Annotated in this window: 13 protein-coding genes; all 13 read left to right on the top strand. The window is 41.4% G+C overall.

Annotated features, from left to right (window positions below):
- The first annotated feature begins 38 nt into the window (after positions 1-38).
- The 13 genes from cobI (at position 39) to ACDD58_RS16185 (ending at position 12,251) form a co-directional block, all read left to right on the top strand.
- Positions 39-776, top strand: a complete 738-nt coding sequence (cobI, locus tag ACDD58_RS16245; RefSeq protein WP_370778417.1) for a precorrin-2 C(20)-methyltransferase — start codon at positions 39-41, stop codon at positions 774-776.
- A 2-nt stretch (positions 777-778) separates the two neighbouring features.
- Positions 779-1,036 (top strand): cysteine-rich small domain-containing protein, encoded by a 258-nt coding sequence (locus ACDD58_RS16240; RefSeq protein ID WP_117922106.1) that lies wholly within the window; start codon positions 779-781, stop codon positions 1,034-1,036.
- Positions 1,037-1,660 (top strand): hypothetical protein, encoded by a 624-nt coding sequence (locus tag ACDD58_RS16235; RefSeq protein WP_370778416.1) that lies wholly within the window; start codon positions 1,037-1,039, stop codon positions 1,658-1,660.
- Positions 1,661-1,981: 321 nt separating this feature from the next.
- Complete coding sequence (locus ACDD58_RS16230; RefSeq protein ID WP_370778415.1) at positions 1,982-2,674, top strand: cell wall hydrolase; 693 nt, start codon at positions 1,982-1,984, stop codon at positions 2,672-2,674.
- A 175-nt stretch (positions 2,675-2,849) separates the two neighbouring features.
- Positions 2,850-3,554 carry an ATPase gene (locus ACDD58_RS16225; RefSeq protein ID WP_370778414.1) on the top strand — a complete coding sequence of 235 codons (705 nt, stop codon included), beginning with the start codon at positions 2,850-2,852 and terminating at the stop codon, positions 3,552-3,554.
- A gap of 124 nt (positions 3,555-3,678) precedes the next feature.
- A complete protein-coding gene (locus ACDD58_RS16220; RefSeq protein WP_370778413.1) occupies positions 3,679-5,268 on the top strand; it encodes an ATP-binding protein in 1,590 nt (529 codons plus the stop codon).
- A gap of 134 nt (positions 5,269-5,402) precedes the next feature.
- Positions 5,403-5,588, top strand: a complete 186-nt coding sequence (locus tag ACDD58_RS16215; RefSeq protein WP_117922111.1) for a hypothetical protein — start codon at positions 5,403-5,405, stop codon at positions 5,586-5,588.
- A gap of 23 nt (positions 5,589-5,611) precedes the next feature.
- A complete protein-coding gene (locus ACDD58_RS16210) occupies positions 5,612-5,884 on the top strand; it encodes a spore coat protein (RefSeq protein WP_006856858.1) in 273 nt (90 codons plus the stop codon).
- Between the two features lie 200 nt (positions 5,885-6,084).
- The gene (locus tag ACDD58_RS16205; RefSeq protein ID WP_370778412.1) at positions 6,085-6,435 is read left to right on the top strand and encodes a nitrous oxide-stimulated promoter family protein; all 351 of its coding nucleotides are present in this window, start codon (positions 6,085-6,087) and stop codon (positions 6,433-6,435) included.
- 74 nt (positions 6,436-6,509) lie between these two features.
- Positions 6,510-8,255, top strand: coding sequence for an ABC transporter ATP-binding protein/permease (locus tag ACDD58_RS16200; protein WP_370778762.1), 1,746 nt, complete (start codon positions 6,510-6,512; stop codon positions 8,253-8,255).
- Positions 8,255-9,934: an amino acid ABC transporter ATP-binding/permease protein gene (locus ACDD58_RS16195; RefSeq protein ID WP_370778411.1), complete on the top strand. Its 1,680-nt coding sequence runs from the start codon at positions 8,255-8,257 to the stop codon at positions 9,932-9,934. The genes ACDD58_RS16200 and ACDD58_RS16195 overlap by 1 nt, the downstream gene beginning before the upstream one ends.
- Positions 9,935-10,172: 238 nt before the next feature.
- Positions 10,173-11,825 carry a Na+/H+ antiporter NhaC family protein gene (locus ACDD58_RS16190; RefSeq protein ID WP_370778410.1) on the top strand — a complete coding sequence of 551 codons (1,653 nt, stop codon included), beginning with the start codon at positions 10,173-10,175 and terminating at the stop codon, positions 11,823-11,825.
- A 123-nt stretch (positions 11,826-11,948) separates the two neighbouring features.
- A complete protein-coding gene (locus tag ACDD58_RS16185) occupies positions 11,949-12,251 on the top strand; it encodes a Dabb family protein (protein ID WP_117922115.1) in 303 nt (100 codons plus the stop codon).
- Positions 12,252-12,293 lie beyond the last annotated feature (42 nt).

Below are 12,293 nucleotides of genomic sequence, written 5' to 3'. Positions count from 1 at the left end.
GTGATTATTGTTATACATGTGAAAGCAGTCATAGGAAAATGAAAGAAAAAGAGAGGGATTTAACCGTGAAAGATACAGAAAAAACAGGTATTCTCTATGGCGTTGGTGTCGGTCCGGGTGATCCGGAGCTTGTCACATTAAAGGCTGTGCGGATTGTCAGGGAGTGCGATACAGTGATACTTCCTGCAAAAAGCAAAGAGGATTGTATTGCCTATGGGATCATGAAAGAGGCATGCAGGGAGATCGCAGAAAAAGAACTTATATGTATGCCGTTTCCAATGACAAAGGATGAGAACAGGCTTGCCACGGCACATGAACAGATTTATCTTACAATAAAAAAACTGTTAGATGAGGGCAGAAAAGCAGCCTTTTTGACAATCGGAGATCCGACTATTTATTCTACCTACCAATATATCCATAAACGTGTGGCAAAGGTTGGTTATGAGGCGCATATCATAAACGGAGTTCCATCTTTTTGTGCGGCGGCAGGGGCACTTGGAATATCGTTAGCGGATAACAAAGAAGAAATCCATGTGATACCGGCTTCCTACGATATAGAAAAAACGACAGAACTTTCAGGAACCAGAATATATATGAAGTCCGGAAAAAAATTAGGGGAATTAAAGCAGATGCTGCAAAAACAGAAAAAAGGCGGTCAGATGGAAGTGTATTCGGTGGAAAACTGTGGTATGATGAATGAAAAAGTAACCAGAGAGATCGGACAGTTAGACGATACATCAGGTTATCTTACCATTGTGATCGTAAAGGAGCATTAAAATTGGAAAATTCCTATCGTTATTTTGAAAACAGAGCGTGCAGATATTATCCATGCCATGAAGTAGAAAATGATGAGATGAACTGTCTGTTCTGTTTTTGTCCTCTGTATGAGAGAGAGCACTGTCCGGGGAAACCGGAATATATTAACAGTAAAGGCAGAATCATCAAATCCTGTATGAACTGTACATTTCCACACAAAGCGGAAAATTATGAGATCATCATGCAGTTCTTAAAAAAGAAAGCAGAGACGGAAAGATAAGTGACAGAAGAAAAATTTATTTATACAAACCTGAAAAATGAACTGACATATAATTTCCTTATGGATATCATAAAGCAGTATCATTATGAAAAAAAGGATATGGAAATGCTAGAGACGGTTGCTGACAGACTGCGCGAATGTCTTGCCGGAGAGGAAGGATTTTACTGCATGGGCAGGAACAGGTGTGAGCAGATACTCAGTCTACACAGGGAAGAAAACTATGCTATCGGAATATTTACGTTTGGGGGCAGGGTCGATGAGCTTCAAAACCGCTATAGCAGCACAGATTGCCTAAGAGAAGCATATGCAGTGGAGACGATCTGCTGGGAGCTTTTGCGAAAAGGTTATGATCTGTTTCAGAGATGGGCAGAGGCACATTTGAAACAGAGGATTAGTTCTTATCACTTTTTTGGTACGGAAGAAGAACTTTCTTTTGAAAAAATGGCAAAGCTCCTGTCTGGAATGAAACAAAAAAGGGTTATCTGCAATCAGGCATACTGCATGGAGCCGAAAAAAAGTGCAGTATTTTTAGTGGAACTTTCTGGTGGAAAAGAAAAATGCAGCGAAAAACATACAGGAATCTGTGCCTCCTGCAGCAACAAAGAATGTATCTATCGAAAGTAAAAAGATTGTTTTTTATAAAAAACAGATGAAAAATGTAGTTGAAAATTTGGCAATTATCTCAAAAAACATCCGAAAAAACGGGTGTTTTTTTGTTTACCTGGTCAGTTCTACTTTATTCGAACATAGTTTCGAATGGATGAATGGCTGATAAAAAATGTGGCACATATCAAAATTTTGAGTAAAATTCGCAAATTTTTTTTCAGAAAAGTATGTATAAAAAATTTGACTTTTGGATATAACCTAAGTATGATATGTGCCTGTATCAAATGACGGCTTTCGTCATGTTGACATATATGTATCATTCTTGAGGAAAGGAGCAAAATGAGAAAAAGAATATTGGGCGCGGCAGTGCTGTTTTGTTTTATCGTCAGTCTGACTGCAGCATCCAACATGAAAAAAGACGCAGCGGTCAGAGAACTTCCGGTAATGGAGGGGCTTGCAGCAGGATCAATACGTTTTGCACATTCATTTACGCCAGAATCAGATGAAAAAACAGGAATCGAAAAAAAAGAAACTATGATAGTAACATCTGCATATGATGATGATCTGATGCAGGAAAAAATAAGAACCACAAAAGAGATACAGACAGAAGAAACTGCACAGGTAAGTCAGGTAGTGCAGGAAACGGCGATAGAGCAGGAAACACAGCAAAACCGCTGGAACATTACTTTAACGCCGGAAGAAACGGAACTGCTTGCGAGGATCGTCTGGTTAGAATCACAGGGCGAACCGGTAGAGGGGCAGCAGGCAGTTGTGGAAGTTGTGTTTAACCGTATGAGAAGTGAAGTGTATCCGGATACACTTTATGAAGTTTTAAGCCAGAAAAATCCGGTACAGTTCTGTTCTTTTAAAAACAGGAACAGAGCGAATCCGACACAGAAGGAATATGAATCCATTAAACAGGTACTGGATGGAAAAACAAGATTATTAAGAGATGATACAATGTATTTTTCTACATTTCCTTTGACGGAACATGTGGAAGTCAAAATTGGTGGGCATTATTTTTGCTATTAGAACATCAAAAAGGGAACTGAGCAGTCTAAAAATTTCTGGGCTGTGAGGTTCTTTTTTTGATATTAGAAATTGACTTCCTATTCTGAAAAAATTATACTGATTCATAGTGCTTCAATATCTGCGGAGCAGGTACCATATCATGATAATATAATTTGAAAATAGAAATGGAGTTTCTATGGAAGAGACGAGAAAAGACGAAATTGAGCTTAGTCTTCGTAAAAAATATCATAAGACAATATTTTCACGTTTTGCAAGGGCAATCAATCATTATCAGTTAGTGGAGAATGGCGATCATGTCGCAGTCTTCATGGAACAGGGCAGAAATGAACTGATCCTTGCAAAATGTTTTCAGGAGATAAAACGTCACAGAAAGATTGATTTTGAAGTGGATTTTTTTGGACTTTGCAGGGAGGATGACGGAAAAATCGTATCAATTGCAGAGGAGACCGGTATTCCGGTGCGAAAGATCAGATCTTATGGAGAGATAAAAGAAGCTGGCTGTAACAAGGTGGCGGTGGCAGACTGTTATGAGGATGTGATAGAGACGATCCTTGCGGGGGTACTGTATAAAGGTGAGATCAGTACCCTGATGCCAAAAGAAAAAGAGTGTGGAGATCGTTTAGAGTTGATCCGCCCGTTTTATCTGGTGCATAAGCAGGATCTATCAGAATGGAACGAAGAATTTGGAATGATGCCGGAAATGACAGAGATCTTTTTGGATCAGCAGAAAGAAATAAAACATCTGCTGGAAGAATTTGGAAGTATCAATCCCGGAATTGCTGCAAATATTTTTAAAAGTGTGGAAAATGTAAATTTGAATACTGTGATCGCATATCGTACAGATACGGAGCTTCATAGTTTTTTAAAAGATTACAAATAGGACTTTAGACACAGTTTATTTTCGTTTTCTATTTAAAACAGGGAAGAAAACTGTTATAATAAATAGACAGGTTTCATAAAATCAGAGCAGTACGAGATGCAAAATGGAGCGGAAAAGGATTACTATGGAAAAACAGCGGGCAATTTTGGAAAGCGTTATAAAAGAAGAAATTGATTTTATTTCATATGTGGATCTGGCAGATGGAATGGTACATACGATTGTTACCAATGAGGAAGCGGATGTTATGCCGCCTTTAGATGGAAATTACCAGAAAGTCAATGATGTGGCAATTCCGGAGTATGTACATCCGGATGACAGAGAAATGTGTGAGAGGGAGTTCAGACTGGAACGACTTAAGGAAAATTTACAGAAAAAAGAGCGTTTAGTCATTAACTACCGTTTGCTGTGCGGTGAGGAATACCGTCGGAAATCAATGAGTATTTACTATTATGATAAGACCAGAACAACATTGGTTTTTGTGCGCAGGGATATTACAGACAGTTACGAGGAAGAACAGAAGCACCAGAGAGAAATTTATGATGCGATGATGGAGGCAAAGCGTGCAGACCGTTCTAAGAGTGAGTTCTTAGAGCGCATGAGTCACGAGATCCGTACACCGCTTAATTCGATCATTGGTCTTTCCTATCTGAGCAGGGCAAATCTTAGTGATGAGAAGAAAGTTCTTGAAAACTTTGACAAGATTGAGATGTCGGCGCAGTTTTTACGCTCCTGTATGGATGATATTTTAAACCTTTCGCTTTTAGAGAGCGGTCGTGTTGCATTCAATGAAGAAAGTACAGATCTTGAAGAATTTCTTACGCATATAGAGGAAAAATTTTCCAGTAAGGCAAAGGAGAAGAGAATTTCTTTTTCCATGCAGAGACGGGGTTCATTTGCGGATAAATATCTGTTTGACCGTGAAAAGTTAAATGAGGCATTGTCATCGATTTTAGAGAATGCCGTAAAATATACACCACCGGAAGGAAGAGTTATTTTTATCATAGAGCTTTTTAACCGGGAAGAACAGGAAACGATCTTCCGTTTTGAGATCAGGGACAATGGAATTGGAATGGAGCAGAGTTTTCTGCCACACATTTTTGATGCATTTGCGCAGGAAGATAACAGAAATACAACATTAAGCGGTGGAACCGGATTAGGACTTACTATTTCCAAGAATATTATTGATTTTATGGGTGGTAAGATCGATGTGTACAGTGAGAAAGGAAATGGCACTGCGTTTGTTGTAACAGTTCCTTTAAAGACTGCAAAGGAGGACAGGCGCAGAACAGAGCGGACAATATATCAGGAGTATGATTTTTCCGGAAAAAGAGCGTTGCTTGTCGAGGACAATGAGATCAACATTGAGATCACGAGAAATATTCTGATACATAAGAATTTTATGGTGGATATCGCTGAGAATGGAAAAGAAGGTGTGGAACTGTTTTTAAAGAATGAACCGGGATATTATGACGTGATACTGATGGATATCCGGATGCCGGTCATGGATGGACTTGCTGCCACACGCTGTATCCGTGAATCAGATCATCCGGACAGCAGAACAGTACCGATCGTTGCGATGACAGCGAATGTTTTTGAGGAGGATGTAAAGAAATCTTTTGATGCAGGAATGAATGCGCACTTAAGCAAACCGGTGGATATTAAGCAGATGTATGCTGTTTTAGACGAACTGGTAAACGGTGACGGATTACTTTAAATGAGATGTATAATCTGACAGGTTCTGACCACACTATGATTTAGGCGAGTCAATGTGAAAGACGATATGCCAGCGATAGACCGCATGTTTAAAGACCGGATCTATTGCCATGAATGAAAATATGGAGGTGGAACATGAGCCAGTTATCAGAAAAAGAATTATCCGTTTTGAATGATCTGCTGACCGAGGAGGATCTTTTGATCAAAAAATTCCAGATGCTTGCAGAACACACAAAGGATCAGGAAATCAGTGCCAAATTTACGGAGATTTCCCAGAAACATCAGGGACATTTTAATTCCCTGTATGCACAGTTGAGCTAAGGAATGAGAGAGGGAGGAAGATCATGACAGAGCAGATTTATACGGACAAAGAAATCTTAGCCGATGCACTTACGGCTGAGAAGGCAGCAACGAATAACTATAATGCATTTGCAAATGAATGTGTGCATGACAGTGTGAGAGATGCAATTCTTCACTGCTTAGAGCAGGAACACTGCATTCAGGAAGATGTATTTAACATGATGCATCAGAGAGGTCTTTATCCGACTCCGGATGCAGATGCAAACAAAGTTGAAAATGCAAAACAGAAGTTTTCACAGTGTGTGAAAACTGTGTAGGACAAAATCAAAGTATATTATTTTTTAGAAGAAAAAGCGTAGATCCGGCGGAGATCTGCGCTTTTCCTTTTTGTGCCAGCCACTTTTTCTTGACAAAGTAATATGTATTAGGTTAGACTAACGAAGCAAAGTTAGTCTAACCTAATAGCAAAACACAGAAATAAGGATGGAACAGAGAGGAAAAAAATAGATAAGCGGATATGAAAACGGAAACAAAAGAAATACAGGAAAAACGAAAAAGGGAGATAGAAACAGTGTCTTCCATGATAGAAATTTATTGTCATGGCAGCCACGGGACGAAAAGGGGAACGCTGTGTGAGCAGTGTGAAAAATTAAAAGAATATACGACGGCACGCACCATGCATTGTCCGTTCATGGAAACAAAGACATTCTGCAGTGCATGTAAGGTGCATTGTTATTCGAAGGAAATGCAGGAGGAAATACGAAAAGTGATGCGTTACTCGGGACCTAGAATGTTATTTGTGCATCCTGTACTTGCAATCAGTCACGCGAAGGTGACCATGCAGAATAAGAGGAAACAGGCAGATTAGTGCTTACGCACAAACTTGAGATGCAAATGAAAACGTTGTTTTCATTGAAAGACAGCGCAAGAATGGAGATTAATATGTTTCATAAGAGACTAATGAAGGAATTTAAAGAGAATCAGAAGTATGTGGCAGGGATGGTCGCCACGCAGTGGGGCTCGCTGCTCTGTAATGTGGCGCTGATGTATGCCATTGGTGTTTTTCTGGAAAAACTGCTTCTGTATAACAGAACTGTTGGAGAGGGAGATATCGCAAAGTTATTTATTGTTTTTGCGGCGGTTTATATCGGGCGTGCAGTATTTACAAGCATTGGAAGCCATTTATCCTTTGCCGCCTCAACGCAGGTGAAAAGAAAACTGCGCGAGCTTGTCTATGAAAAATTAATGAAACTTGGAAGTTCCTATCATGCTCATTTTGCCACATCCGAGATCGTCCAGATCAGTACTGAGGGCGTGGAGCAGTTGGAGATTTATTTTGGAAAGTATGTCCCGCAGTTCTTTTACAGCCTGTTCGCACCGCTGACATTGTTTTTGATCGTTGGAAGCATGAGCCTTAAAATTGCGGTTGTGCTGCTTTTATGCGTCCCGCTGATTCCGGTATCCATCGTTGCCGTGCAGAAATTCGCAAAAAAACTTCTGGCAAAGTACTGGGGCAGTTACACAGAACTTGGAGATTCTTTTCTGGAAAATTTACAGGGACTGACTACCTTAAAAATTTATCAGGCAGATGAGCGCTATGCAAAAAAGATGGATGAGGAGGCAGAACAGTTCCGCAGAGTGACGATGCGGGTGCTGATCATGCAGCTTAACTCGATCAGTATCATGGATCTGGTTGCATATGGAGGAGCGGGGATCGGTATTATTTTAAGTGTATTAGAACTTCGGGCTTCCCATATCACACTGGCGGAATGTATTTTTATCATACTGATCTCAGCGGAATTTTTCCTGCCGCTTCGCCTGTTAGGCTCTTTTTTCCATATCGCGATGAATGGAAATGCTGCCGCAGACAAGATCTTTAAATTACTGGATGAGCCGTTGCCGCAGTGTGGAAAGAATACAAAGATCGGGGGCGATGACATCGTATTTTCTGATGTATCGTTTGCTTATGAACCGGAAAAACCTGTTTTAAAAGGGATATCTTTTACGGCAGAAGAGGGGGCATTTACAGCTTTAGTCGGAGTGTCTGGATGCGGAAAAAGTACAGCGGCGTCTTTAATGATGGGAGAAGGGAAGGAGCAGGATGCATTTTCCGGCACGATCACGGTCGGCGGTGTCAATATCCATGAAATCGCACCGGATGCATTGTACAGAAAAATTACACGAGTGCGTCACGACAGTTATCTGTTTGCAGGAACCGTGCGTGAAAATCTCTGTATGGGGCGTGCAGATGCAACCACAGAGGAGATGGAAGCAGCGTTAAAAGCGGTTGACCTCTATGATACGGTTTCGGAAAAAGGTGGTTTATCCATGGAGATCACAGAGAAGGCATCGAATCTGTCCGGTGGACAAAAACAGCGTCTTGCGCTTGCTAAGGCATTGCTGCATGACAGTGATATCTACATATTTGACGAGGCAACTTCAAATGTGGATGTGGAGAGTGAAAATAAGATTATGGAGGTTATCCGTGAGCTTGCACAGAAGAAAACAGTAATTCTGATCTCACACCGTCTTGCGAATGTGACCGATGCAGACCAGATTCTTGTCATGAAAGATGGTGTGATCGAGGAATCGGGAGTCCATGCAAAACTGATGGAGAAGAATGGATATTACAGCAGCCTTTATAAGGCACAGCAGGAATTGGAAAAATATGCAAAGGAGGCAGTCTGATGCAGGGAAAAGAGAATAAAGGGGCACGCAGTGGTGTAAAAGTCATGGCAGGACTGATCGGTATGATAAGACCGATGCTACCGTTTATGTTTGTTGCGATTTTAATGGGATGTGCCGGAAATCTGATGGCGACATTCATCACGATCTTAGGAGGTTTTGGTGTCCGTCAGGTTTTAGGATTGTATCAGGGAATGACACTTTCACATATTTTTATTCTGATCGTGGTGTTTGCAGTATTAAGGGGCATCCTGCGCTATGCAGAGCAGGCAAGCAACCATTATATTGCATTCAAACTTTTAGCACAGATCCGTCATAAGGTATTTGCCGCATTGCGAAAACTCTGCCCGGCAAAATTAGATGGCAGTGAAAAAGGAAATCTGATTTCCATTATCACAAGTGATATTGAACTTCTCGAAGTGTTTTATGCACATACGATCTCTCCAATTGCGATCGCCATACTTACATCGGGCTTTATGGTATGGTTTATTGGGAGGTTACATCCGGCAGCGGGGGCTTTAGCAGCAGTATTTTACCTGATCGTCGGGGCGGTAATCCCTGTTATCAATGGAAAACATGGTGCAGAAAACGGACGCATTTACCGCGAAAGTTTTGGAAAATTAAACACCGTTGTTTTGGATAATCTGTATGGAATGGATGAAATTTTACAGTACGGACAGCAGGAAAAACGTCTGCATGAAATGAATGAACAGACAGAAAAGTTAGAGCTGAAAAATAAAAAGCTGAAAATGGCAGAGAATACACAGCGCATTGCAACAGATGGTGTGATCCTGATCGCAGGAGTCCTTATGGCAGCTTTATGCGGACATCTTACTGTACAGGGAGCTGTGAGCATAGATGAAGCAATGGTCGCTGTGATCGCGATGATCAGTTCCTTTGGCCCGACAGCCGCTTTATCTGCACTTTCTAATAATTTACAGCACACACTGGCAAGCGGAAACCGTGTACTTGATATTTTAGAGGAGCAGCCGCTTGTGGAAGATGTAATAGATGGAAATAACGAGTGTGGCGGCGATATTTCCTGCGAGCATGTATCTTTTGCCTATGAGTCAGCAGCAGAAGAACGTACACCTGGCAAAGTCTTAGAAAACTTTGATCATGTATTTACAGAACATAAGATCCATGGAATTTTAGGAAAGAGCGGATGTGGTAAATCAACGCTTTTAAAACTTCTGATGCGTTTTTATGAGACATCTGAAGGAGATATCCGGTACGGAAAAACAAATGTGGATGAAATTTCAACCACGGCATTGCGTGACAATATTTCCTATGTCACACAGGAGACATTTCTGTTTGCGGATACGATTGAAAATAATATCAAAGTTGCGAAAGAGGATGCGACCAGGGAAGAAGTGATTGCGGCTGCGAAAAAGGCGGCACTTCATGAGTTTATTATGTCACTGCCGGATGGATATGACACGAAATTAGCGGAGTCAGGAGAGTCTGTCTCTGGTGGGGAACGTCAGCGTATCGGGATTGCACGTGCATTTCTGCATGATGCAGATATGATATTTTTAGATGAGCCGACCAGTAACATTGACAGTCTGAATGAAGGAATCATTTTAAGAAGTCTTGATCAGGAAAAAGCAAATAAGACAATTCTTTTAGTATCTCATCGAAAATCAACAATGGCGATCGCAGATGATATAGTCGCAATGTAGGAGAAAGTATCATTTCATGAATTACTGTGGAATGATACTTCTTTTATTCATGATAATAAAATGTTCACGGATCATGTATTCTATTATTTTATGTAATATTGCATGATTATGCATAAAATGTTTGAAAAATTGCAGAAGAAACGCTACACTATAAAAAGTATGGAAATACAGAAATATGGAAAGTTCTGATTGAATGTTGACAGACAAAAGATCAGTAACGTTTGTTTGGAGGACACATATGAAAAGAAAACAGATAGGGATGCTTATTTTTCTTGCAGTGATCGTGGTATTACTGTTTGTAACGGCAAATACACCCGGAGTGGTCACTGATCCGGAAAATTATCAGTGCAGCGTATATGCGACAGTATTTGCATTACTGCCACCGGTCATTGCAATCGGTCTGGCACTCATTACAAAGGAGGTATATACATCACTTTTAGCAGGAATCATCACAGGAGGGCTGTTATATTCCAATTTTAATCTGGAGTTGATGATAGGTACGATCTTTTTTCAGGAAGACGGAGGCATGGTGTATAAACTCGCGGATGCATGGAATGTCGGTATTCTTGTGTTTTTAGTCATGCTTGGAATACTTGTTTCGATGCTGAATAAAGCGGGCGGTTCCGCGGCATTTGGAAAATGGGCGTCAAAGCATATCAAAACCAGGATCGGCGCACAGATTTCTGTCATGGTCCTTGGTATACTGATTTTTGTGGATGATTATTTTAACTGTCTTACCGTGGGAAGCGTGATGCGTCCGGTCACAGACCGGCATAAAGTATCGCGTGCCAAATTATCCTATATCATTGATGCAACGGCAGCACCGGTGTGTATCATTGCACCGATCAGTTCCTGGGCGGCAGCGGTGACATCTTCTGTGCCTGAGGATGCGGGAATCAATGGATTTGCCGTATTTTTGCAGACAATCCCATATAACCTGTATGCAATCCTGACGTTGGTTATGGTATTGCTCGTGACAGTACTCCGGGTTGATTTTGGACCGATGAAAAAACATGAGATGAATGCGATCGCAGGTGATCTGTTTACAACACCGGGAAGACCATATGAGGGGAATGAGGAAGAGGTGGTCAATGATAAGGCACATGTGCTGGATCTGATACTCCCGGTCGCAGTACTGATCGCAAGCTGTATTGTTGCGATGGTTTATACCGGAGGATTTTTTGACGGAGCTTCTTTTGTTGATGCATTCGCAGCTTCGGATGCTTCTGTGGGATTGGTACTTGGCGGTGCTGTTACGCTTGTATTTACATTTATCTATTATATGATGCGCGATGTATTATCCTTTGAGGAATTTGCAAAATGTATCCCGGATGGATTCCAGTCAATGATCGCACCGATCCTGATCCTTACGATGGCGTGGACATTGTCGGGTATGACAAACCTGCTTGGTGCGAAATATTTTGTTGCAGATCTTGTGGCAAATTCCGCATCCGCAATGCAGGGATTCCTTCCAATGATCATTTTCCTGGTTGCCGCATTTTTAGCGTTTGCAACCGGAACATCCTGGGGAACATTCAGTATCCTGATCCCGATCGTGATCGGGGTATTCCCGGAAGGACAGATGATGGTCATTTCCATCGCATCCTGTCTGGCAGGTGCGGTCTGTGGAGATCACTGTTCTCCGATTTCCGATACCACGATCATGGCATCTGCCGGAGGACACTGTGAGCATGTCAATCATGTGGTGACACAGCTTCCATATGTGTTGGTTGTTGGCAGTGTATGTATGGTCGGATATCTTCTGATCGGTATTTTAAAGGCAGCTGGACTGGTTGCGGTTGTCTGGCTGACACTTCCGGTCTGCATTGTGATTCTTTGTGCGGTTCTTTGTGTGATAAGAGCAAAAACCGGTGGCAAAGAGGAAATTTAAGAATAAGAAAGAAAAGCCTGCTTAAGATGGCAAAGCTGACAATCAAATAGTAAAGTAAGCAATCAGACGGCAAAGAAAACAGTAATAAAAATAATAATAAAATAAAGAGAGGACGTCAGAGAAATGGTAAAACATGTTATTTTATGGAAACTGAAAGAGGAATTTTCGGACGAGGAGAAAAAACAGATCAAAGCAGGAATCAAGGAGGGGTTAGAAGGACTTGCCGGTCAGATTCCGGGGATGACAGAGATCAAAGTGCGCATTGACTGTCTGCCGAGTTCCACTGTGGATGTGATGTTAGATACCACATTTGAGAGCGCAGAAGCACTGAAAGCATACAGCGTGCATCCGAAACATGTGGCAGTGGCAGATAGTAAAGTAAGACCATATACAGCAGTGAGATCCTGCATGGATTATGAGATTTAAGAGGGAGTTACACAGAAACAGATAGTTTTAAAGCCCTCCGGG

The sequence above is a fragment of the Roseburia sp. genome (assembly GCF_041325975.1).
GTDB classification, from domain to species: Bacteria; Bacillota; Clostridia; order Lachnospirales; family Lachnospiraceae; genus Roseburia; species Roseburia rectibacter.
This window is presented reverse-complemented; position numbering and strand designations above follow the sequence as displayed.